The 24,455-nt window shown below is 41.9% G+C and carries 24 protein-coding genes and 1 riboswitch; of the genes, 1 reads left to right on the top strand and 23 read right to left on the bottom strand.

Features of this window, described 5'->3' with window-relative positions; translation table 11 throughout:
* Positions 1-59: 59 nt before the first annotated feature.
* From U9M73_RS11890 to U9M73_RS11950, 13 genes are all read right to left on the bottom strand, one after another.
* Positions 60-1,427 (bottom strand): sensor histidine kinase, encoded by a 1,368-nt coding sequence (locus tag U9M73_RS11890; RefSeq protein ID WP_127575660.1) that lies wholly within the window; start codon positions 1,425-1,427, stop codon positions 60-62.
* A complete protein-coding gene (locus U9M73_RS11895; RefSeq protein ID WP_127575661.1) occupies positions 1,420-2,127 on the bottom strand; it encodes a response regulator transcription factor in 708 nt (235 codons plus the stop codon). The genes U9M73_RS11890 and U9M73_RS11895 overlap by 8 nt, the downstream gene beginning before the upstream one ends.
* Before the next feature lie 64 nt (positions 2,128-2,191).
* Positions 2,192-2,473, bottom strand: a complete 282-nt coding sequence (locus U9M73_RS11900) for an FAD/FMN-containing dehydrogenase (RefSeq protein ID WP_323077425.1) — start codon at positions 2,471-2,473, stop codon at positions 2,192-2,194.
* Positions 2,474-2,552: 79 nt separating this feature from the next.
* The gene (locus U9M73_RS11905) at positions 2,553-3,173 is read right to left on the bottom strand and encodes a class I SAM-dependent methyltransferase (RefSeq protein ID WP_323077426.1); all 621 of its coding nucleotides are present in this window, start codon (positions 3,171-3,173) and stop codon (positions 2,553-2,555) included.
* A gap of 31 nt (positions 3,174-3,204) precedes the next feature.
* Positions 3,205-3,402, bottom strand: a complete 198-nt coding sequence (locus tag U9M73_RS11910; RefSeq protein ID WP_036644990.1) for a hypothetical protein — start codon at positions 3,400-3,402, stop codon at positions 3,205-3,207.
* A complete protein-coding gene (locus U9M73_RS11915; protein WP_009224861.1) occupies positions 3,399-4,808 on the bottom strand; it encodes a sensor histidine kinase in 1,410 nt (469 codons plus the stop codon). Before U9M73_RS11915 ends, U9M73_RS11910 begins: the two co-directional genes overlap by 4 nt.
* The gene (locus tag U9M73_RS11920) at positions 4,795-5,541 is read right to left on the bottom strand and encodes a response regulator transcription factor (RefSeq protein WP_009224860.1); all 747 of its coding nucleotides are present in this window, start codon (positions 5,539-5,541) and stop codon (positions 4,795-4,797) included. The genes U9M73_RS11915 and U9M73_RS11920 overlap by 14 nt, the downstream gene beginning before the upstream one ends.
* Positions 5,542-5,543: 2 nt before the next feature.
* Positions 5,544-6,329 carry a prolipoprotein diacylglyceryl transferase gene (gene lgt / locus U9M73_RS11925; RefSeq protein ID WP_009224859.1) on the bottom strand — a complete coding sequence of 262 codons (786 nt, stop codon included), beginning with the start codon at positions 6,327-6,329 and terminating at the stop codon, positions 5,544-5,546.
* 18 nt (positions 6,330-6,347) lie between these two features.
* Positions 6,348-7,481, bottom strand: a complete 1,134-nt coding sequence (locus U9M73_RS11930; protein WP_009224858.1) for a YVTN family beta-propeller repeat protein — start codon at positions 7,479-7,481, stop codon at positions 6,348-6,350.
* A gap of 105 nt (positions 7,482-7,586) precedes the next feature.
* Positions 7,587-9,008, bottom strand: a complete 1,422-nt coding sequence (locus U9M73_RS11935) for a YncE family protein (RefSeq protein WP_323077428.1) — start codon at positions 9,006-9,008, stop codon at positions 7,587-7,589.
* 323 nt (positions 9,009-9,331) lie between these two features.
* Positions 9,332-9,526, bottom strand: coding sequence for a DUF2933 domain-containing protein (locus U9M73_RS11940; protein ID WP_009224856.1), 195 nt, complete (start codon positions 9,524-9,526; stop codon positions 9,332-9,334).
* Positions 9,527-9,732: 206 nt separating this feature from the next.
* Positions 9,733-10,317, bottom strand: a complete 585-nt coding sequence (locus U9M73_RS11945; protein ID WP_009224855.1) for a TVP38/TMEM64 family protein — start codon at positions 10,315-10,317, stop codon at positions 9,733-9,735.
* Positions 10,318-10,417: 100 nt separating this feature from the next.
* Entirely contained in the window at positions 10,418-11,677 is a 1,260-nt protein-coding gene (locus U9M73_RS11950) for a cell wall-binding repeat-containing protein (protein ID WP_127575667.1), read from the bottom strand.
* A 212-nt stretch (positions 11,678-11,889) separates the two neighbouring features.
* On the opposite strand from U9M73_RS11950, the gene U9M73_RS11955 reads away from it, so the two are divergent.
* On the top strand, positions 11,890-12,447 hold the full coding sequence (locus U9M73_RS11955; protein WP_323077429.1) for a C40 family peptidase: 558 nt from the start codon (positions 11,890-11,892) through the stop codon (positions 12,445-12,447).
* 48 nt (positions 12,448-12,495) lie between these two features.
* Here U9M73_RS11955 and U9M73_RS11960 read toward each other — a convergent pair whose 3' ends face one another.
* The 10 genes from U9M73_RS11960 to U9M73_RS12005 form a co-directional block, all read right to left on the bottom strand.
* Complete coding sequence (locus U9M73_RS11960; protein ID WP_323077430.1) at positions 12,496-14,091, bottom strand: methyl-accepting chemotaxis protein; 1,596 nt, start codon at positions 14,089-14,091, stop codon at positions 12,496-12,498.
* Between the two features lie 121 nt (positions 14,092-14,212).
* Positions 14,213-14,887, bottom strand: coding sequence for a methyltransferase family protein (locus tag U9M73_RS11965; protein WP_323077432.1), 675 nt, complete (start codon positions 14,885-14,887; stop codon positions 14,213-14,215).
* Positions 14,888-14,913: 26 nt separating this feature from the next.
* On the bottom strand, positions 14,914-17,214 hold the full coding sequence (locus U9M73_RS11970; RefSeq protein WP_323077434.1) for a spermine/spermidine synthase domain-containing protein: 2,301 nt from the start codon (positions 17,212-17,214) through the stop codon (positions 14,914-14,916).
* Positions 17,215-17,329: 115 nt separating this feature from the next.
* On the bottom strand, positions 17,330-17,797 hold the full coding sequence (locus U9M73_RS11975) for a C40 family peptidase (protein WP_323077435.1): 468 nt from the start codon (positions 17,795-17,797) through the stop codon (positions 17,330-17,332).
* Between the two features lie 36 nt (positions 17,798-17,833).
* Positions 17,834-18,988 (bottom strand): multicopper oxidase family protein, encoded by a 1,155-nt coding sequence (locus U9M73_RS11980; RefSeq protein WP_323077436.1) that lies wholly within the window; start codon positions 18,986-18,988, stop codon positions 17,834-17,836.
* A 241-nt stretch (positions 18,989-19,229) separates the two neighbouring features.
* A complete protein-coding gene (locus U9M73_RS11985) occupies positions 19,230-20,816 on the bottom strand; it encodes a multicopper oxidase family protein (RefSeq protein ID WP_127575672.1) in 1,587 nt (528 codons plus the stop codon).
* Positions 20,817-20,940: 124 nt separating this feature from the next.
* A complete protein-coding gene (locus U9M73_RS11990) occupies positions 20,941-21,861 on the bottom strand; it encodes a beta propeller repeat protein (RefSeq protein ID WP_127575673.1) in 921 nt (306 codons plus the stop codon).
* A gap of 202 nt (positions 21,862-22,063) precedes the next feature.
* Complete coding sequence (locus U9M73_RS11995; protein ID WP_164744113.1) at positions 22,064-22,921, bottom strand: M56 family metallopeptidase; 858 nt, start codon at positions 22,919-22,921, stop codon at positions 22,064-22,066.
* Positions 22,908-23,339 (bottom strand): BlaI/MecI/CopY family transcriptional regulator, encoded by a 432-nt coding sequence (locus tag U9M73_RS12000; protein ID WP_127575675.1) that lies wholly within the window; start codon positions 23,337-23,339, stop codon positions 22,908-22,910. Before U9M73_RS12000 ends, U9M73_RS11995 begins: the two co-directional genes overlap by 14 nt.
* 146 nt (positions 23,340-23,485) lie before the next feature.
* Positions 23,486-23,956, bottom strand: a complete 471-nt coding sequence (locus tag U9M73_RS12005) for a C40 family peptidase (RefSeq protein WP_127575676.1) — start codon at positions 23,954-23,956, stop codon at positions 23,486-23,488.
* A gap of 4 nt (positions 23,957-23,960) precedes the next feature.
* A riboswitch (cyclic di-AMP (ydaO/yuaA leader) is annotated at positions 23,961-24,094 on the bottom strand.
* Positions 24,095-24,455 lie beyond the last annotated feature (361 nt).

Consider the following 24,455-nt stretch of genomic DNA (forward strand, 5'->3'; position numbering starts at 1 on the left):
TTCTTATGAAAAAAGTGGAATTTAAAGATGAGTTTCTCTTTTAAGAGACAATTCATCTTTTATTTTAACTTTTTTGGAAAGTGTAATGTAAACCTGGTGCCTTGATTGATTTTACTCTCGACATGAATACTGCCGCCGTGCGCTTCTACGATGGCCTTTACGATAGCCAAACCGATTCCGGCACCGCCTGTTTTGCGATTCCGCGATTTATCTCCACGATAGAAACGCTCGAAAATATGTGGCAGCTCATCGGACGCTATGCCCGAACCCGTATCCGAAACGGTTACGTTCACTTGATCTGCAGCTTCAAAAATTCTAACATAAATTGAACCTTCGCCAGTAAATTTATAAGCGTTATTCAACAGGTTCACAAAAACTTGAATCAGTCGTCCAGCATCGCCGGTGATAACAACAGGAGTTTCTTCCTGAATGATGAGATCGATCGGTTTCTCGCTGAACTGAGCTTTTACCGTTTTTTCGGATTCTCTGATTACCTCAAGCAGTCTAACCGGTTCTTGTTTTAGCTTGAGCATCGGATTTTCGACCGCTGACAAGTTCTCCAAATCATGAATAAGCTTTACTAACCGGATAACTTGCCCATGACAAACCTCCAATTTATCGGGCGTTGCTTCCCATACACCATCTTGAAAAGCTTCAATATGGCTTTGGATCGTGGCCAGCGGTGTGCGTAATTCATGGGCGATATCGGCCGTTAAATTTTTGCGCAACTGATCTTGTTGCTCCAGTGCATCCGCTAGATGGTTTAAAGCGAGTCCCACCTCCTCGATTTCCGTTTGACGATGCGCCAGTACAACACGGGAAGACAAGTTCCCTTCCTTCATTTGAGTAGCTATTTGTTTAATGCGTAATAAAGGCCTGCTTAGGCTATTTGACATAATTACGCTAAATATCGTTACACCGGCAATGGCTAAAATAAACGCCACCCAAAGTAACGTGTTAAACAGGTTCAAAAACTGTCGGTTTTGTATTTCAAAATTGCTTGCAAGTCCCTCAATTTCGATCCTGCCAATCTTCACATGATTCTTTGTAATCTCTCGCGTTATTACTTTCGTATTTATAGTACCTTTTTCAGTCAGTGTAGAGGCATGCATCATTCTCCCCATGGATTTCGTATCCCAGATCAAATTGCCTCCGGCGTTATAAATGCTCACGTTATAGTTCCGGAGCATAGCTTGATGGGAGATAGACATTAAAGAATCCTCAGACCATCCCCTTGAACTTTCATCATAGGATCCTTCCAAATCTTCAACAATCGTATCTGCCTCTGCCTGCTGCTGGGTTTGCGTATACCTTCCAAATGAGAAAGACATGACGAGATAAACGATGACCATGATGAGCAGCAGTGAACCGAGGCTTACGCCTAGATGCGAAATTAACAGTCTTTTACGCAGTCCTCCGCTATTCATCGGGTACCCCCTGAAATTTATAACCCACCCCATAGACCGTAATAATAAACGATGGATTTTTCGGATCATCACCGATTTTTTGGCGGATGTTCTTGATATGGACATCGATCGTGCGTTCCATGCCTTCAAAATCATCACCTTGGATCAGATTAACCAGTTCGAAACGGGTAAATGCTCTTTTAGGATGTTTGGCTAAAGTTTCAAGCAATTTGAATTCAATGGGGGTAAGCTGGACGGTTTCGCCTTTAACTATTACTTCATGCCGTTCTGAATCGATGGAGAGGCGGTTCCCACCGAAAGAAATCTTTTTTTCCTGAGTCGTATATCCGGCGGACTTCGATCTTCTTAGCAAGCTGATCACTCTGGCCATCAGTTCCCGAGGGCTGAACGGCTTGACAAGATAGTCATCAGCTCCTATCAATAGACCGTGAACAAGGTCATCTTCACTGCTTTTTGCGGTCAACATGAGGATAGGTATATCCGATTTCTTTCGAATCGTTTTGCAGACATCCTCACCCGAAAGGTCCGGAAGCATTAAGTCCAAGATGACTAAGTCAGGCTGGAGATTTTCAAAAAGCCGAAGCGCCCCATACCCCGAATCTGTTTCGTAAACCAGATAATCCTGTTTCTCCAGGTAGGCTTTAATGACGTGTAGAAGGCTTGGCTCATCATCGATAATTAAAATTTTTGTCCGTTCCATACAAATCCTTTCATTAAATAAGACAAGACCTCACGTAACTCGCGAGGCCTGTCTAAATTCGTGATTAGAAGTTCATCATATTGCTGCCCATCTGAGTATTGTTCATCATACCTTTCGCACCTGAGCCACTGCCACCATGGCAGCTATTATACATCTCCCGAATTTGTTCCTCGGAAAGATCCGGGTGCATTTGTTTGGCATGCGGCAACATTTGTTCAAAGGTGCTTTGGTTATTTACTTTACCACTGTCTTCGGTACCGTTTTCGGCTGTAGCCGCATAGACACCTGCCGTTCCAATTCCCATAACCAAAGCCATCGTTGCGATTCCAATCCATAGTTTTTTCATTAGTATCTCCTCCTTTTGAATATAATATAAACGATAAATATGAAGAACTAATTTATACATTGTGAAGAAGTTATAAAGATCAAACCATTGTATTTAAGGTTAGACTTCTGACGATTGTAGAAAACAACTGCTCGTTTTGTTCAATAGCGAGTCCCGCTTTTTCCACATTTTCCATCGTTCTTCGATTGATGTTCGCCCCAGACAACCTCACAGTGATTGGATTAAGCAGATCCATGATTTTTCCCACAACCGGGTTATCGCTACGCATATGCTCCAATAAACGAATTTGTCCTTCCGGCTTACATACACGAGCCATTTCTTTCATCCCTTGTATAGGGTCTGGAACAGAGCAAAACACGCAGGTAGCTATTACATAATCAAAGGTATGGTCCGCAAAATCCATGTGCTCTGCATCCATTTCAATCAAATCTACCTTCATGCCGAGTTCTTCAGCGCTTAGCTTGGCGTAATTCAGCATACTGGGACTAAAATCTATTCCCGTTAATGAAACGGAAGAAGGATAGTAGGGAAGATTAGCTCCCGTACCAATGCCAACCTCCAGAATATTGCCGCTTAATCCTGATAATAAGCTGCTTCTCCAAGTTTTCATCATTTTACTGTCCATTTTGTGGAACAGAGGGGCTACGCGATTGTATCGCCTTTTTATTTTTTCGGTTTGGACCTTATTCAATATTTTCACCTCGGATTTGAACTTAGGGAACCGATAGGAGTTAAGGTTTGTTTCTTTGCGTGAACCAATATACGATACCAAAGATCGTAGCTATCACAATCATCGATAAGCAAGCCTGCCCGATGGAAAGTCCCATCTGAGTAAATGACATGCCACGGAATGAGAAAGCCGATACGATTAAACATGCCAGCCCCATAGTTATGAGAACAATGACTATAACCCAATCCGCCTTCTTCATATTCGTTCCTCCTGGTGTTCAGGCACAAAGCGGATCTCAAACCTAGTTCCGTGGCCTAACTTACTAAAGACCTTGAGTTCCCCGCCTTGCAGCTCCACCAACTTTTTAGCGATTGGCAAACCGAGCCCTGTACCACCATATTGCCGTGAGCGGGACTTCTCCACACGATAAAAACGGTCAAAGATGTACGGAATCTCATCCTCAGGGATACCCATACCGGTATCTTCCACTGCTATATAAATAAAGGAGCGGTTTTGGTCCAGTTCAACGACGATGCTGCCCTTCTCCGTATAGCGTACAGCATTTTCCAACAAGTTAAGAAGAACCTGCTCCGTTCTCAAACCGTCACCGTAAATCAATGGAATGTTGCTGTTGATCTTCGTTTGGAGAGATAAGTTCTTCTCGCCGGCTTTAAGCTTAATTTTTTGAACCGCGTTATCCGTAATTTCCGCTAAGTCAATCCACTCCAGCGACAGGCTGACTTTTCCTTCTTCCATCTTAGCCAAATCGAATAGATCATCAACGAGGTGCTGTAAACGCATGGCCTCTTCATGAATAATATCTAAATATTTATCCTTCTCCTCCTCTGTTTCATATAGACGCTTCTTGAGGACTTGTGCATATCCTTCCAAGTACGTGATCGGAGTTCGCAGCTCATGAGATATATTCGCAAAAAATTCCTGCCGGGTATCCCTATATCGCTGTAGCTCGATGGCCAGATGATTGATGGAATCCGCCAAAACACCAATTTCATCATCTCGCTGAATCGTTAATCGAGTTTCCAGCTCACCCGCGGCAATTTTCCGGGTTGCCGCTTGCATTTGCAGCATGGGTCGGGATAGGATTTTGGCGATGATCCAGGTGATTCCCAGTGCCAGTAGAAATGCCCCTAGGCCTGACAGTACCAATACGCTACGAACGGCCGTGATGGATTCATCCATATGCCCGGTTGAAGAAAGGACATAAACCGCGGCTTTAATATTTACCCCCGTGGCATCCAATACGGGTCTGGCCGCCACGAAGTAACGTTCTCCATTAGCATCGGTATGTTCAAGCTTTACGGCTTTCCCGGTAAAAAGAAGCTTCAGGTCCTTGGGTTTAATGAATGTTCGGTCCGATATTTCATAGGTTCCGGAATTTGCCAATATGTCTCCTTGTTCAGAAACAAATAAAATACTGACGTTTGAAAAATCGGCAAACTTGAGCAGCGTCTCTTCGGACAACATCTCAGGCGATTGGCTCATCGCTGTGAAGTGAGTCGTGAGTTCATTTACCTCTGTTCTCATTTCCGAGTTATAGAAATTCGTGAACATTCGATCAATCGTCAATCCTAAAGAGAGAATCACGACAACAAAAGCGACGAGAATCATCAAACCAAGCCTGAAGCCAATTTTATTCCTTCTCATTGGAAGTACCCGCTCCGTTGAACTTATACCCTACTCCCCACACCGTTTGAATCGGATTATAGCCAAGCCCTGCCTTTTGAGTCTTTTCCCGAATATTTTTGATATGAGTATCTACGACGCGAACTTCTCCCTCGTATTCGTCTCCCCAGATTAGATTCACCAACTCTTCGCGGCTGAACGCACGTTGTTCGCTTTTCGCGAGCGAGATGAATAAATCAAACTCTTTCTGTGTGAATTCAACGGAATGGTCATGGATAATAACTTCTCTACCTTCCGGTAATATTCTCAGATGGGGAAACTCTAACGCAGCCTCTTGCCGCCTGATGGATTGTGTAATCGCCGAACGGCGGATTAAGGAATAGACCCGGGCAAGCAATTCCTCAGGTTCAAATGGCTTGGTCAAATAATCGTCCGCGCCGATGCCAAGCCCGTACACTTTATCTTTCGTCTCCGAACGCGCGGTGAGCATCAAAATAGCTACATGATCCTTCTCCCGGATCTTTTTGCATACTTGCCACCCGTCCATATCCGGCAGCATAAGGTCCAGCAGAATAATGTCGAAATGATGGTTAGCCGCCATTTCCAAGGCTTCATTGCCGTTTGTAGCTTCCTTGACCTCGAACCCTTCTCGCGTTAAATAAATCCGCAAGAGATTGCGCATATTCCATTCATCATCTACAACAAGAACCTGTAGTTTTGGCACGCCGCCACCCGCCTTTACCGATTGACTCATTTTTACATAGTGATTACCTTTGTCTCTTGGTTGCGCTTAAAGAAGAAATACACCATCAAGGCCATAGAGATCAGGAAGATACTCATACTGGTCCATTGTCCGGCAGTCCAATCCAAGGCGTACCGTGGTGAATCCCCACGAAGGAATTCCAAAGAAAACCGGACCAGTGCATACATCATATTATAACTTAAAAACAGCACCCCTACGGGAAGCTTGATATTCTTCATGGCTATGAGAACTCCAAATACGATCAAATCGAGCTGACCCTCCCAAACTTCGGCCGGCCATAGCGGAACGGAACCATACCGTTCAAAAGCGATGGTACCTTCAGGGTAAACAACCCCAAAGCCTGTCCCAGTCGGAGCTCCAAACGCATCACCATTTAGGAAGCAGGCAATCCGGCCTACGGCCTGACCTAATATGATGGCAGGAGCCACAATATCGGCGAGTTCCCAAAACGAAATTTTATTTTTCCAGGTATAAACAGCCGTTGTCAGGAATCCGCCAACCAATGCTCCCTGTATGGCGATTCCGCCATTCCAGATGGCAAAAATCTCAGATAAATGGTTCGAGTAGTATCCCCATTGAAAAAAGAACACATGCCATATTCTGGCTCCTAGAATGGCACCAAGAAGTACATAGAACACCAGATTAAAGATATGTTTTTGATATTGCGTCCCTCTAGCTAAATAATACGCCATGCCCACGGCAAGCAATACAGCCAAACCCACTACGACGCCATAGGATCTAAGGGAGAATCCCCCGATTTCAAATAAAATTACTCTCACGTCACTATCCCCTTATTATTATGGAGTAACACTAATTCCATTTGGCGTTGTGCCTACTTTAATCGTTGTAATCACTTTATTGGTTTCATTGTCGATCACGGTTACAGTGTTATCGAACATGTTTGTCACATATATTTTACTGTTATCCGGGCTCACTACCACGCCATGCGCCCCTTTGCCCGTCTCGATCGTGGCAATGACCTGATTTGTAGCCAGGTCAATTTTCGAGATACTATTTGATGGATTTTGTTCGGTACCTTGATTCGCAATAATCGCATACTTGTTGTCGGATGGAATATACACCTGCGCAGGACCGTTACCGACAGGTACTTTGATCATTTTCTCGGTAGCTAAGTCCACAATTACGGCTGCATTCTCTGCGTTTAAAGGAACGACCAGGGTTTTACCGTCACTCGTTACGCCAGTCGTTACAGGCGTGCTACCGACCTTGATCTTTTTCTCCTCAACCATGGTCTGCAAGTTCAACACACTAACGGTGTCTTCGCTCATATTTGCCACATAGGCAAATTTACTGTCCGCCGACACTCTAAAACCATGAGGGCCTTTTCCTGCTGGAATCGTTCCCACCGTTTGAAACGTCTTGGCATCCAGTACCGTTACATTATTTCCTTCATTATTGGTAACCAGAACATTTTTCCCATCCATCGTAAAAACGAGATGAGCCGGGTGGATACCTACTTCGACTTTCTTGACGAGTTCGTCTGAAACCGTGTCATAAAAATAGGCATAACCGCTCATTTCATGATCGCCATCTTCGCCATGTCCGCCCTCTTGATCTTCCGCCTCCGACATTCCTTCCATGTCCGACATTGATGGAACAACCGTAGCTCCTACCAATTTCCCGTCGGGAGAGACCTGGACATTATGAACGGCCCCTTCAACCTTAATGGTCTGCAGGACTTGATTTGAAGTTGCATCTATCTTAGTAACACTTCCCCCTTCATCGGCAGTGTAAAAAAACGCCGGCGCAACATTTTGTGAAATTGGGGCTTCAGCTTTGTTTTCAGAGTTATTCGTGGTTTGATTTGGTTGTGCAGCATTGTTATTCTGTTGTGCAGCATTGTTATTCTGTTGTGCAGTACCACAGGCAGTAATACCAATGGCTAAAACCGCTACAGAGAGCGTTATCATCCAGTTTCTTTTCATGTTATTTATCCCCCTAAATTTATTTATTCTCATTTTTATATTTATCCCCAAAAAATATAGTGAGCGTGCTCACTATATTTCTCGATTCAGTTACTCACTCCAGGATAAAGAAACCGTTTCTCCATTGGGTCCGTCAATTTTCATTTCGACCTGAGAGGCTTGCTCTGTTTTTGGAAACCAGGCCAAATAAAAAGGATGGTGTGAGTCGTTGCTTACGGAAACCAACCGAGAAGGAGACACATATTTACCATTTAAGCCTTGCAGGCTAATCCTCTGCTCATTTAACAAATCAGAAATATCGCCAGAATGAGCAGCTAATGAAATTCCATAGATATCATTTTGTTGAAAATCCTCCGCTTTGATATCCGTAAAATTCGGATCATTCCCAAGGTCAGTTGCCTTTAACCTTTGCACCGTGATTTGAGCCGAGCCAAGCGTTCCCTCCTGAACGGATGGATCCGGACTAATGTCAGGGGCGGTTACGTTCGAAGCTTGGACAGGAACAATGATATCTTCCAGCGATATTTCATGCGGTTCGGAACCTACCGGAATTATGGCTACGACCTTTCTGTCTTCTCGGTTGATCTTTACGATATCGTTCGATTGCCGATTTGAGACAAAAGCCCATACCCCATCAGGTGAAAAGCCTACGTGATTTGCATAGGAACCCGTTGAAATCGTCGCTAAAACACGAAAGTTGTCCGTATTGATCACTGTGACATCGTTCGATTTGTTATTGCTGACCCACAATTCTTTTCCGTCTGGGGAGACAGTTACCCCATGAGGAGCCTCTCCCGCTTCAATATCCTTGATCACTTGCATGGTTTTCATATCGATGACAGACACCGTATTCGACTCTACATTGGCAGCAAAAGCATATCGCGAATCCGGCATAACCGCCACCTCGTTAGGTACTTTCCCGACAGCGATGGTTTTGACGACTTTTGCCGTTGTTGCGTCTACGATGGAAATCGTATCATCATTCACATTAGCTGTCCAAACTTGGGAACCATCCGCAGTAACTGCCACATGCGCCGGGCCTTCTCCCGTCTCAACCATGGATTTTAGATTGAGATTCGCCGTATCCACAATGGCTAATTTCCCGCCCGTTTTACCAAGCCCCGGATTAAGGGATACGTATAAGTTTTGACCGTCCGGGCTTATATCGATGCCATGAACGCCTTCGTCAAAAGCAAGTTCCTTTATTTTCTTTTTGGTTTTCGTATCGATCGCTATCAGCGTTTTGCCGTCAAAGCCGGTGCCGGCGTAAAGTACTTTTTGGTCTAAGCTTAGTGCAATACCATGGGAAGCTTGGTCTGTTCCCAGTTTAATCGTGTCCACTGCTTTTCCTTGTTCATAATCAACAACGGAGATGGTTCCGTCTCCAGCGTTTGGTACATAAAAAACTGAAGCAGGAGCTGCTTTCCCTTCTGGCTGTTTTACGAAAAGCCAAGTACCGGCAACGAGCAAAAGGAAAAGCAAAACTCCCCCCCATCGATAGATATTTTTCATGAACTCATCCACTCCATGTTCTCGTCATTGGGTTTGTTAGTGTCGTTTCTTACTCATCATCGGCATCAAAACCAGGTGTGACAATGGGCAAATCAGCAGAAGCAGGAATGGAATAATGTTTCCCGTTGAGCCTGTTATTCCGTTAAAAAGTAGCATTGCAGCGAATAGAACGATCGGCAAAACACAGCACAAGATCATCATCCAATTATGTTTTTTGGAATGGCCGGAATGCTCCCCGCCAGCATGATTATTTCCGTCATGGTTGTGATTACCACAGCAACTCATGTTAGTTCCTCCTTTGTTAATTTGAATTTCGGATTGGTTTACCGGGATAATTTTTGAATTTCTTGCTTCATTTGCTCATTTTGCGCTTTTAGTTCGTCAAGCTGTACTTGCATCGCACGGTCATTTGAATGCTCCGAATGAGAGCCGTGTCCATGACCATGCCCCTTCATTCCAAACATCATAAACACCATCATTAACGGACAAGCCAACAATAGCAGCCAAGACCAATCCATTTGTATTCCTCCTTTATCATTTCAATAACTTGATATGTTCATTGTAAAGAGTGATTGTGTAGAAACCGTGTGGAAAGCGTGCAATTTCTATGGACTTATAAAAAAACACGACCCGATATTATGGTCGTGGTAAGGCGTGGACGGTACTGTATCCAAACTAGGCATGTCAATAATTCAGCCCCTTCGATCCTTTCTTTGGCGAATGTTTAAATATCCGACTTCCTAGATCTGAACTTTCCGGGTATAAAGAGAATGAAAAAGAATGAAAATAGTAGCAATATTGAAATACCCGTCTTGACGCGTTGGTCTTCAATCATCTTAAACCCATAGCCAGCCATAGACTCTAAAAGAATGGACGGGGCTTTTCCGATGCCTGTAGCGAGGAGATAGATCGGGATACGTACTTGTGCTATTACACTCATGACTGTAACCAGGGCGGACGGCATATATGGAATGATTCTGGCGATCAAAACCGTGAGAAACTGCCTAAGAGTACTCATCCGTTGTATACGATGGAACCACAATCTTCTGTTCTTTGAAAGATACTTCTCCTCTAGTTTGAGTGCCCCTTTTCGGTATAACATATAGGAAACAATCGCACCGGCCATTTCACCGAGCCAGGATACGAAAAAACCTGGGATTCCCCCAAACACTAACACATTGGCCATCGTGAGAAAAACGGAAGGAATTACCCCTAAGATGCTGATGACCACATTGAGGACGATGCTAAGGACGTACGATCCTATCCCCCAGCCTGCCAACCATTCTGCAACATCTTCTGCCTGTAACATTGCCGGATTCGCTCCCTAATACTAACATCATTTTTTTAATAAAAAGGCTGCATGGATCATATTAAACAATCCTATACAGCCTTTTTGCCTTTTCTTCGGGTTAGTCGTTCATCCCGGGCATATCCTCCGTATTGCCGTTCATTCCACCCATACTTCCATGATCCATCCCTGATGCCGATACAATCTCCAGCATGGTGTCGATTTGCCCCTGAGCTTCAGCAGAAATGGATGCCTGAGAGCCGGTTAGCCAGGCATGGTTATACGGTCCCTCTGTTGGAGATTTCTCATATTTGGGTTGGACAGACATCACGTAAGACATCACCGAATCCGGCATACTGTCCTTTGTTGTCCATAGAAGCGGTGCATGCTTGCCTAAGTGAGAAAAAGGCGCACCCGCAATAGCCAGTCCCGGATTTTCTGGATTTACAAACGAAAAGTTATGCCCAGGTGTTGTAATTCCCCAACCAAATCCGGTTGCTTTGTCCTTATATTGAGCAAAGGCAACAGCGTTAGCATATGGATCATCGCCAGCAATACGTACCACTTTGCCATATTGCTTTATTTGATTGGCTACATTCTGTGAAATGACAGATTCAGGCCCTAAAATATAAATATTGGCCTTTCCTCCCCGGGTTTGTAACGCTTCTTTGGTTTCCTGCGGTATCTCATCTTTCATGACATACAACAGGGGCTCAGGCATATGAGCGATCCAGTTGATGGCCGGCATTGTATACTCAAGACTTTCCATCGATCCAATGATGACGGAAGAAGGATTTTCACCCGCTACTTTAGCGTAATAAGCATCAATGGCTTTAGCCAAAGCTGCAGGATTATCGGCTGCAAGTTTGTCCGTTTTGAACCCGAGTTCCTTTGCCTGATCCTCAACTTTTTGATCAAGATCACCAACCAAGATCGCTTGAATTCCCTCGTTACTCTCCACGCCTTTCGGCTTTAATCTTTTCATCTCATTTGCAGTAGCTTCAGGAATACCATCCTGATTGACAAACAAAATCGGGCCATTGCTTGGATGATGGATCAAGTCGGCACTAACAACTGCATTCTGCCAATCATCAGCAGATGTAAGAATAATACTCCCTGGACGGTTATCATCACTGGTTGCCATCCATAACGTTCGCGATACCGACACCGCCGCTTCCACGGGATTATCCGTGTTTATCCGCGTCGTATTTTTTGAGGAAATCCATGGAGTCACGACTTTTACTTCGGAAACAGTTGTATTACTTGATGGTTGAACCGTATTCTCAGCTTTAGCAGCATTGTCGTTTCCCGAATTGGTGCAGGCCGATAAAATGAACACCGTAACTAATAAAGCTACTCCGAGTTGGACTGGTTTCTTCATAAGCGCCTCCTGTAAATTCTCATTATTTTCTAAATAGAGTTATTAGGTGATATCCATTTTAAACAAAAAGCTTGTGGAAAGTATGTGGTTTTCGTGGAGATCCCGTTTAATTATTACCTTTTCCGCTTCCAAATATTACGCCTAAACAAACCCTGAAATCCTGTGTTAGGATGACGTCAGTTTCACAAAAAAACATCAGGAGGAAATTCAGCATGAAGAAATCTTTAGCAATTTTAATGGTATCTGCTTCTCTCGTAATGAGTCCGTTTGGAGCTCCGACGACTCATGCATCAAGCGACATTCCTACACAAGCTAAAGCAACTGTAAGCAGTGTGCGGGAAAATGTTATCGCAAAAGGGATGAAATATTTAGGAACTCCTTACGAGTTCGGGTCCAGCAGAAGCAACACTAAAACGTTCGACTGTTCCGACTTTGTAAGACAAGCCTATTTGGAAGGAGCAGGAATCAAGTTGCCTTCTAACTCGAGGACTCAAGGAGCTTATATCAAGAAAAACGGTACCTATACAACAAACTGGAAAAACCTCAAGCGTGGAGACATTATGTTCTTCATGTCATACAAAGGCAGCAAAGCTTCTGACTACCGAGGAATTAATAAAAGCACTGCCCGTATCACCCATAACGGGATTTATCTTGGAAACGGGAAAATCCTACAAACTTATTCCAAAGAATCGGGCGGCGTTCGTATCGATAATATTGAGGGCACTCAATGGGAAAAACGCTTTCTTTTTGGGGGAAGTGTGTTGAAATAGCATAACGAGCCAGTGAAAAATAACTCACTGGCTCGTCCTTTCTCCAAATTATACCTGAAATTGATTAACCTCCTTTCTCATTTTTTCGATCGTTTCCAACATTTGGGCTGAAGTTTTGGATATATCCTCTGTTCTTTTCACTTGTGAATGGCTCGCTTCCATGATGTATTGTACATTTTTTACAGTGTCGTTGGCGATTGAAGATACCGTCTGAAATGAGGCGGCAATTTCTTCAGTTCCTGCAGATATTTCCTGAGTTGCCATAGATATTTCCTGATTTTGCTTAGCTACAACTTCAGCAGAGTTGACAATTTTGTTGAATGCTTGTCCTGCTTCTTGAAGGACTTTTATTCCACGATCAAGCTGCTCGAGTCCCAGCTTTACCCTTTCTGCAGCGTCACTTGTTTTCGTTTGAACAGCATCAATTAAAGATCGAATTTCATGTGAAGAACTTTCAGATTGTTCAGCCAACTTTTTTACTTCATCGGCGACCACCGTAAACCCTCGACCATTCTCCCCCGCTCGAGCTGCCTCAATGGCCGCATTCAATGCCAGTAGATGAGTTTGCGAGGAAATCTCTGTTATCATTCCTGCTATACTGCTTACATTGTCAGACATCTGATACAACTCATTAATACTTTCTGCCATTAAACGGGTCGTTTCATTAAGCTGATGGATCTCCTCAACCGCCGTTTGGATTGACTGATTTCCTCGATCAGCATGTTCCAACATTTCACTTGATGTTAGTGCGACAATGGATGTGGTTTTGGCGATATGCTGAATGTTTTCTGAAATATCTTCCATAGCATTAGCACTGGAAGTCATTCCCTGAGCTTGCTTAAGCGCCCCTGATTCAACTTGGATAACATTTGAGTTCACATCTAGAGCTATCTCTGCAATTTGCTTCGTCTTCTGGTCAACAGATAAAGAAGAATGGTGAACACCTATAGAAACTTCTTTGACGGAATGTACCATTTCTTGAAGCCCCCGTATCATTTGATTGACGCCACTAGCGAGCTTACCTAGCTCATCTCTAGACTTAGAAACCAAAAGATCTACTCTTAAGTCACCAACTGAAACCTTCTCCATAAGATGTGTCATCCAGAGAATAGGCCGTACAAATCTGACCGATAAATAAGCAGCAACTATTAAGGAAACTAAGAGACCGATTATGGCAAACCAAATCATACTTTTTCGAAAATTTTGGGAGGCATGCTCATACATTTCTTTCGGCATACTTACATGGAAAGCTCCAATAACATTGCCCTGCTTATTTCTTATCGGTTCATACAAAGAAAGTTCTTCTCCATTATGGGAAGAACCAAGATAGGCTTCCCCTTTCTCTAAAACCATTTTTTGAACCTCGGTTTCAAGGGAACTCATCGATTCATTATTTGCCATGGAATCATCTGCAGTTGCGATGCTGATTTTACCTTTAAAAATGACGATACTATCTCCAGTCAGTTTATTAATGGATTCTACCGCTTGACTATTATTTTCCATTAGTGTTTCGCCCTTGTACAACTTGGCATTTTTAATTTCCCACTCACCTGGATATTTTTCATTGAGTAATGCTTTGGCCATAGCTTCATTCGTTGCGAGTTTCTTCTCAGCAAGATGGGTCACCTCATTTTTCATCATCATTGCAGAGTATCCTCCCAATGAGGCGATGACAATTAATATGACACTGGAAAACATGATCATCAATTTTAGGAAGAGTTTCACGATAAATTACTCCTTATACAATATTCTACAAAATATTGGGTTATCTATTTCTAAATGTCCCTGCGATTTCTGAAATTTCATTTCTAGTTAATAATCTTCTCGGAACGAATGCCGGAACTGATTTTTTATACTCCAGATATTTCCCCCCAAATTCTTCTATCATTTGTTTTTCTTCTTTTTTGGAAAGTTTTGTATACATGAATAAAAGGATCGGTGCCATTAAAATCGTAATTATAGTTGGCCACTGTACCAAGAAGCCTATGATACTAAGTACAAAACCGCTGTACTGGGGGTGCCGTACTATTCTGTAAATCCCACTTTCGACCATTTCTCCCTTTCCGGCATGAATCCCTTTCCAACCCACCCCAATAATAAATATCCCCGCAAATATAAGTATGTTACTGAGAGGGTGGAGAATGGAGTATAGTGTTGTTGAACCGCCAGCCAAGGCTACCCATAAATGCCCATTAAGATGAGTAAACGGATCCAGTACCGGGTATTTACTCCCCAAAGTTGAAGTTAAAATATAGATTGTTAACGGGAATCCAAACATTTCACTGAAAAGTGCAACTATAAATGCCGCGAAGGCTCCTAATGTTCTCCATTCCCTTTTCGTTTGGGGCTTATATGCCGCAAATACAAACATACCAAAAAATAGGATATTAAATAGAACGGATCCCCAGAGGCCATACGCGTACTTATCCAAAAGATGCATAATAATCGTACCCCACTTATTCAAAATTAAGGTCTATTTATAACGCTTATCAGAGCATAAATGAATCCGCCAACGAGCAGTGCGCCATTGAACCCCAGGCTCATGGAGAGAATAACAGCTAGTACCGAGCCTATTACAGACATAACTCCGTTTATTCCGAACATCATCGGAATTGCATCCACTTTACCAGATTCCTCAAGTCGTTTTAGACCTCTCGGAAATGGAATCCCCATAAAGAACCCTTGAATCATCACTAATATGGAAGCAACAATGATTTTATTAACTAAGCTCCACTCCGACGTTATGAGAAACATTTTTTCTAAAAACAGTATTAATGCTATATTGACTACCACGACCAAAAGAGGGGGTATACGCTCATTTTTCAGAATTTTGTTGAGCGATTTATTCCTGCTCATATATCCTCCCACCCCGCTGCCAACCAGCAATGCCGCCAGAACAAAGCTAAAAGTAATGACAGGATGACCGAAGTAAAGAGAAAATTTCTGTATGAGCGGTGTTTCAATCAACATAAATCCGGCACCTAGAAGCCCAAAGTAAAGTGCTGGTCTCATCAAACTCCGATTTCTTATTAGAAACGGGGCAAAGAAAACCACACTCCCAATTCCGACTGCTGCAAGGAGAATAAGCAGCGATGTAGGTAAACCCTTCTCAAAATTGTAGAAATAGGGACTATCATCTGTAGACGGGACCACATTGTTGCTAAATTTAGCTGTGAATTGTTCGAAATTATCGTGCTCATCTTCTAGGTGCTTTAGCGGACCCTCCTCGTAAATATTAGGAAGGAATAACGGAATATTCCCATTTTCTAACGCCATGCCTATTAACTGATTACTTTCATTTTCCGTAAAAGGAGCATTTTTTATAATAACAACAGGGTAATGAATATGTGCAGCATCATCGCCGTGTTCGGATTGAGGCATAGCTTTGGTAAAAATAGCGATGTGTTTCGGTGCTTCTTTTAGAGGAATTCCCCTATTCATTAGCGCTGAAATTGAGGTCGATACTATTTTCTCAAGATCGTTTTGATCATGAACAAGAAAGGCGACTCTTCCGTTACTTTCCAGTTTTTTTAGATAATCTTTCACTGCCTCAACGGTATAAATATAGTTTTCCGAAAGAGCATACCCCACACTTTGAGAAGCATTCGTCATCACTAAAGATAAAAAGATCATATCGAATTTATCTTTCGTCTTTCTGACAAAATTCCGGCCGTCTTCTGGATAAACCTTCACTTCCGGCAAATTGTAAATGTTGCCGTTATAATCTGAATACTTTTTTACGGCGTTAATGCTCGAAGTATTAATTTCAACTGCAGTAATATCTTTACTCCCGGCCGCCAAAGCGTATAGTATATCTCTCCCCCCTCCAGGCCCAATGATCAAAGATTTATCATTCTTCCCCATCGAAAAAGGTAAAAACTCAGTTTCTTTTTTATATTTTTCCAGGCTGCTTAAATCGCCGTTATATTTCATCATTGGGGCATTAGCCGCTCCATCAATGGTAACTACCATATAGTCGGGTATTTCCGGTAGTCTTATAACATCAGTCCTAGAAAATGAATTCCATTCAGTAGATATAATTTCTGCATTCTCGCCTTCATTTTGATAAGACCCAAACGTTTTTCCTGAATTAGTCAATAATCCGTTGAAATTCTTCTCGATCGAATTTATATACTGAACTGGAATGAGCAAACCTAAAGATAATAGAATGAGAGAAACTATGGTTACAGCAATCAACCTCTTAAAGTTGGAAAACAACGAGATGCTCAGCGCGGCCAATAAGGCAACAATAGATATAACCAGAGAAGACCTAAACATTCCCGAATTGTTCAATAATAGAAGTACAGCAACGCTCCCAACCCCTGAGCCGAGTAAATCTGCAAAATATAGTTTATTGCTTATCCCCGCGGATAGTCTGAAAAGAAGGGATATATAATATCCCCCTATTACAAAAGGAAAGGTTCCCAGTACAGCATAGATTAAAACACTATTTATATAAGGCAGCTTATAGATTACCGATAATATGACAAGATAAATGAAGGCCAATAGCAAAGCAGCATATCCTAAACCTTGCGGCTTTATCCTCTTCCCCAGTGCTTTTGTCTTTTTCTGCTGCATATATACAAGTACGCTTCCGATACCAACGCCGCATATTGCAAAAGATGTGACAAGAAAAATATAGTGATAAGATAAAAGTGCCGAAAATATTCTTGTTAGTATTACTTGGTATACAAATAAGGAAACCGATACTAAGAAAATACTCGATAAAATTAATAAATTCCCCTTTATATTGATTGGCTTTATCAAGAATGCCTACGCCCCTCTAAGTGGTGGAATGAAAAAGAAGTGCGTTTTAAGCACTCCTTTTTTACTGATAAATTCTAGAATCAAGCCTGTCCAACTGATGTCCTGAGCCATTCTTTCATTCTTTCGTTATTTTATAATACTCATCATCAGATAATATACGGCGAGCGGTTACATAACGTTCGACATAATAATCTTCCGAAAGTTTGCTGATTTGAACTCCCTTACTTGCAGATGAATGGGAGAATAATCCATTCCCCATATAAATACCGGCGTGCGAGATGCCCGTTCCGTCCGTATTAAAAAATACAAGATCCCCTGAACGCAGGTTTTTCTTCTCCACCTTTACTCCTTCTTTGGCCTGCAATTTCGTTGTTCTAGGAAGATCAACATCCACTTGTTTAAACACATATTGAATAAAACCTGAACAATCAAATCCTTCGGTTGTCGTTCCTCCATAAAGATATGGGGTTCCCAAAACCTGATCGACTTCCGACTGTAATGCCGACTCGCTGGCAAACACGCTTCCGGCATTAAATACGGTAAGAAGGGTAAGGAATAAAATTGATCCAATAATCTTCTTCAAACTATTTCTCCTCTCTTACTGAACTCCTCCTGTGACTTATTCCATACCGCTCTGGGTTTGAACAGCCAGTTGACCTTCATATTTGATCACGCCGATTAATCCGCCTGGTTCCACTTCCCCGTTCATTGTGTGGTGCAGTTCATGGCAATGGAATACCCAGGTCCCCGGATTGTCGGCAATGAATTCAATATCGTAGGTTTTACCGGGAGCAACATCAATGGTATTCATGACCTGTGGATCGGAGATGGGATGGCCGTCTTCCGCAATGACCCGGAAATCGTGTCCATGCAAATGCATCGGGTGATTTAGGTTGCTGATATTGATGAGACGTAAGCGAACGGTTTCTCCCTTCTTGACAACAAGAGGTTTCGTATCCGGGAATGCTTTCCCGTTGATCGTCCAGTAATTGTAGTCCATGTTCATCTGAGCTGAGCCGGTTCCTTCTGCAGTATGCATCCCCATATCCATACCTGCCATATCCGTCATCTTGCCATGTGCATTCGGCATTTCCACATCCATACCAGCTTTATTTGACATCGTCCCATTAACACCCGTTACTTGCATATCGTCTACGTTCCAGCCGCCAAGCATCCAGGTGATATCCTGATCAAATTTCGGTTGTGCTTCGGGTTTTTGCGGATCTATAATAAACGCTCCGTAAAACCCTTTATCGATTTGCTCAACGCTATTTAAATGGGAGTGATACATAAAAGTTCCCGCATGATTTGCAATAAACTCGTAAGTATAAGATTTACCCGGTTTGATGCCATTCTGCGTGAAAGGAGGTACTCCGTCCATATTGTTTGGAATATGGAGCCCATGCCAGTGAATTGATGTGTCTTCCTTAAGGTTGTTTTTGACCGTGATACGAACCGTATCTCCTTCAGTCACCCGAATTTCCGGTCCAGGGACCGTGTCGTTGATTGTAATGGCATTTACGGTTGTCCCTTTCACCAACTCCCACTTTCCTTCTTTGACATCGAGCGTAAACTCCTTTACTTTACCTGTTGGCACAATAATGTCTGTTTCTTTTAACGGAGGCAGTTTTCGCAATTGAGTGGTGGTCAGGATATTTAAATCTTGTTTGGCCGGCTCCGCTTGTTCTGCATTAGCAGCTCCTACAGAACCAAAGACACTTGCCGCGAGTAAAAGGAACGCCAAGCTGCCGTGCTTCCAAAACTTCTTGATCAAAATCGTCTCCTCCATTTCTTGATTTACTCATTAATCGTGAATTGGAATTAAAAACACCGGATAATCTTCTTCGTTTTATCCTCCTCTCGTAATCTAAGTTGAGTTCATTGTACATGGAAAATGTTGAGAATCTGTGTAGAAAGTAAGAAGATGAAAAATAGAAGAGAGTTTTGTCGATAACCTTTAAGATAAACAAAAGTAAAACTCCTGCAACGACTGATCGCTGCAGGAGTCTTAAAAATTATTCAGGCTTATTTCCGACTGTAGGGTCCGGTGTGTAATTACTTTTGTAGCCCTCGTACATCACGTCGGTAACCATCCCTGCGGACGCATGGTGCAAATCATGGCAGTGGAACATCCAATCCCCTGGATTATCCGCTTCAAATGCAACCACGTATTCTTCGCCAGGCTTCACATTAAGCGTGTCTTTGATCACAGGTGTTCCTTCAAGAGGTTTACCGTTCTTACTTAATACTTGGAAGAAATGTCCGTGTAAGTGCATGGGATGGTCATCGGTTTTAGACAAATTTACTAAGGTAACCTTCACTTTGTCCCCTTTATCTACTTTGATCGAATCGGTATCAGGAAACATCTTTCCATTGATCGTGTAGACCATTTCCCCATCCTTCATTTCTGTGTTCAGATTTAATTTCACGTCTTGATCAAACTTTTGATCCAAAGAGAAATTAGACTTCGCTTGTTGACCGTATTTGGTTAAATCAAAGACAGGCAGCTCAACATCCGCATTCGAGGCATCGGTTTTGCCTGTTGCTCCCTCATACTCAATCACAGCACGCATGTTCTTCACACGCTCATCTTTTCCATGCTCTTCTAAGAGCCATGATCCGGGGTTATTGGCAGTAAATTCGAGATCATAGCGTTCACCAGGCGCGATCGCAATGCCTTGATCGGTGATCACAGCTGGACTATTTACAGGCTGCCCATCGGAGGCAATAACTTTAAATTCATGTCCGTGTAAATGCAGCAAATGCGTAATGTAGCCCGCATTGACCAAACGAATACGAACTTTATCCCCTTCCTTCACGATAAGCTTATCAATCGAATCCCCAGTTTTCCCATTTATGGTGTACAGGTCGTACATGCTCATATCATGCCCAGCCATCTCTGTCATGCTACTCATATCGCCCATGTTCATTTGGCTGTGATCCATCCCCTCCATGCCTTCCGCGTTGCTCATATCCATCTCACCTGAGCTCATCCACTCATCCAGCACAAGGGTATAATCACGGTCATAGCTTTCGTTGGGATCTTCTACGATTAACGTACCATACAAGCCCTTATCAAGCTGATTTACACTATCTTGGTGCGAATGATACCAATAAGTACCAGGAACAGTCGCTTTAAATTCATATGTGAATTCCTTACCTGCAGGCACTGCATCTTGAGTTACTCCCGGAATACCATCCATATTATTTGGAACGGGATAGCCATGCCAGTGTATGGAGACAGGCTCCTCCAACTCATTCTTCAATTTGATTTTCACGGTATCACCGACCTTCACACGAATCTGAGGACCAGGCACCGAGTTGTTAAACGTCCACACAGGCAACGTCAAATCATCCGATACTTTCAAGTTGCTCGTTTGCGCGGTGATCGTAAACTCTTTCCCATCCGCAACAGGAGTAACATTCGTCAATTTGATCTCCCCTGATTGGTTATTTTGATTCGTATTTTGTTGAGAATCACTCATGTTCATTTTTGAATGATCCATACCTTCCATTCCGTTTTGACTGTCTGAATTCGCGCAACCTGCCACGATGGCACTAAAAGCACCTACTGCAAGTAGAATTTTTAGTTTACCTTTCATAATGATCCTCCTCGTATTGATTTTATCTCCAACAGTATATCTAAAATTTGTGTAGAATTTATGAAGACATCTAAATTTTGAAATAATAGATAATGAAAACAAGGAGAGATCAGAAGATATATGTTTATTCAATACTTGCTCTCAGTGACCAGCTACTGCCGCCATTGTCGCTTTCAAAAACAGAATAGCGGTCAGTCACAATGAGCAGCCGGTTGGGATCACGTTTCGATGCTTTGATGCCGAGTGGCATTTCGCCCTTTAAGTCAACATGAAGGTCTGACCAGTTTTTCAAATCTTTTGTTTTTAGAAATCCGCTCTCCGCCATAAGGATGACCTCCCCATTTGCTAAATAAAGCACCCCATATGCCGGTTCATTGGTTAACTGCATGTTCTGAACCTTACCTTCATTAACAATGTATTGAATAAGTCCTGTTTCCGTGGCCGCCAAGAAGGAAGCAGGAACTCCCGGCAGCACCGTAATGGAGTAGGCACCTTCAGGCAGAGTGCCTATGTTTCGCCATGTCTCGCCCCCATCTTTTGTTTCATATAAGTTGTTCTCTGAACCTGCCAGCAAGGTAAATAAACGATTTGGATCGACAGGATCCATAACTAAATAATGCGCATCTGGTTCATTGGGTTTGGATTGATTAGGAAGTCCATTTTCAATCGTTTCCCACGTATCCCCGCCGTCAATAGATCGTTTCACAAATCCGTGACCTGCAGCATATATTTTTGAAGGATTCTCGAAATCCGTTTCGATTCCCATCACGTCGTTGGTTTTAATAGGCTCAAAAGTTTTCTGCCAATTTTGATCAATAAGTTCATATACACCTGTATGTGTACCTATCCAAACCGTTGTGTCATCGGGTGCATAACTAAAGACGTGTGGATGTGTGTCGGACTCAGGGATCAAAGAAGCCAAATTTGATTCTGATTCTTTGGCTTTTTTAATTCCACCCCATATTGCAAATATGATAATTGTGACCAAAGCTACTGCTAAGTAAAAACCAAATCCCCAGGACAATTTCTTTTTTACTCTATACATGATCATTCTCCTAATCATTTATGATAATCAACAAGACCGTATAAAGGATTTCTCATAACGTTAATCAATTCATCATGGCCATTTTCATATAATCTGGCTGAATTCCACACATGTATCTGTTCTCCTATCGCTTTTAATATGAACCATCGAGCCACTTTATATACTACAATACGTAGTTTTAAAACGAAAAAGAAAACGGCTTTTATGTGCAGCCGTTAAATAACATGATGACAGCAAACGTGATGAATACACTAAAAGATATAACCATAGGGGGGATATCCATCATTGGAATTTTGATATGAGAACTCGGTTCAATTAATTTTTGTATCCGATAATTGATGGGATCATCCGCAAATCCAACCCCGATGGGTAATCGTTGATGATTTGAACTCGCACATTTATATAACACACTACCCAAAGCATATGGGGACCCCATGTGCATCATGGCATATTGATCGGCATCGATCTCCATCCAAACATGAATGAAATAATGCATTTTTTTAAAAATCGGTACAAAAGGAAGACTGTCTTTTATGATATTTATGATTAACGAACGAAGAGGATCGAATTTTTTTAGATGAGCGTATTCATGCAGCAATACCGCTGTAATCTCTTCTTGATCGAAACATGCCAGCATCTTGGTAGAAATGACAATTCTCGGTCGAACAAATCCATAAGTTAAAGCGAATAGTGAATGGTCTTTAATAACAATAATTTTTCCATTAAATTGTTGAAATGTTCTATTTATCGCTTCCGTTAACAAAATATCCGATTTGAATCGAACCTCTTTATTCCACTGTTTTTTTAGATTTACTTGTTTGAACAAGATGTAAAAAAATGTTAGAAGGCTGTATATAATAACGATATTCAATCCTATTAATATGAACTGGTGTATCATTGTGCTCTCTCCTAGAGCAGAAAGGCAATACTCCAATATTCCCCATTGGATGGAATATCCCCAAATTTCATGCAACATATAAATTGCCATATTAATCCATAGGAGTAATCCAATAGCGATCATCAAGAAAAAAATGATGTCATGCTTTTTAATGGTTATCATGACGGTCTTTTTTCCATTCATTTAAACGTGATTCTAATAACTTCATCAACTGAGGATCGGCCTGCTGCATCGCGTCGACCATATGATTTACCATCAAGTCCCCGTAGTCGTGAATTAAACCTACCGTAACAGTTTTCGTTTGTTCGGTAATAAATTCCTCCTTGCTTTGTACAGGTTCAAAATAACTCTGCCTGGCTCTCCCCTTCCCTATTGTTGTTTTCTTCAGATGCCCTTTTTCAATCAAGCGATTCATCACCGTCATCACAGCATTGAAAGATAAATCATCCTCCAGAAGAGACTGAACTTCTTTAATTGTTATTCTATTATGTTCCCAAATAATCTCCATGATTTGAGCTTCTAGTGAGCCAAAAAAGCGATTTAGCCCCTCCTCGTTTAAATACATCCGTTTAACAGACATGCTTTCACCCTTTCATCCTATACTACATATTGTAGTTAATAAACTTTCATTGGTCAATTTACAAAAATAATCATCCTCCTTGGATGATTATTTTTGCAAAACATAAGGACAAGCCGATAATTTCTTACAGCTTGTCCTTTTTATAGTTATTCTTGACCAATCATTTTAAGATAACTCTGCTCACTCACAACACGCCTTGCAGTAACATACCGCTCTTTATAATAAGATTCTGACAAACTGCTTATTCTTACACCTTTACTACTTGAAGAGTGTGCAAACTTATTGTCGCCGATATAGATGCCTGCATGAGAAATACCCTTCCCATCCGTATTAAAAAATACCAAATCTCCAGTTCGAAGTTTGTCCTGATCCACCGGAGTTCCCTCTTTTGCCTGGCTTTTTGACGTACGAGGCAAATCCAAATTGAACTTATCAAAAACATATAAAATAAAACCCGAGCAATCAAAACCGGCTACTGTTGTACCTCCATACAAGTAAGGAGTCCCCACCACTTTATCTACTTCATTTTCAAGTTTGGCCGAACTAGCAAAGGAACTGGTAGCGCTCGCTGAAAAAATAAGTGCTGCACCTAATGTCGATAAGATCAATTTTCTCAAATATGTAGTCTCCCTTCGATGCCTACGGAGTTAGCTGAGGGTTCGGTAGAAGGTTCCCTATATTCTTTTTACGAAAAGAATAATTCACCCAAAATTGGTTCCCCCGTTTTCTGTTAAGAAATTCGGCAAAAATTAATTTTTTGTAACCCTACATAATGTAGTCTATTTTCTGTTATTTTGTCAATCCTTATTTTTATAGAAGTACAAAAAATGTAATATGAATGTTTAATCACTTACTGAGGGCTTTCGGAAGCTATTAGAAATGTCGAAACAGATGATTTTTATAAAAATAAGAACGTATCGAAAATTGACATTATCAATATACCATATTTATACTACTGCTTGTAGGGTTACAAGATTTTAATTATTTAGTTACCGTTCTTACATAGTGTATATGTCCTTTATAAGATGAAATTAAGAATGCCATAGCCTCTTCTACAATATGTCCATGTTGGAATAAGAACAGGGAAGGTGGTGATTAAAATATCACATAGAGGTT

The sequence above is a fragment of the Paenibacillus phoenicis genome (assembly GCF_034718895.1).
GTDB lineage: Bacteria > Bacillota > Bacilli > Paenibacillales > Paenibacillaceae > Fontibacillus > Fontibacillus phoenicis.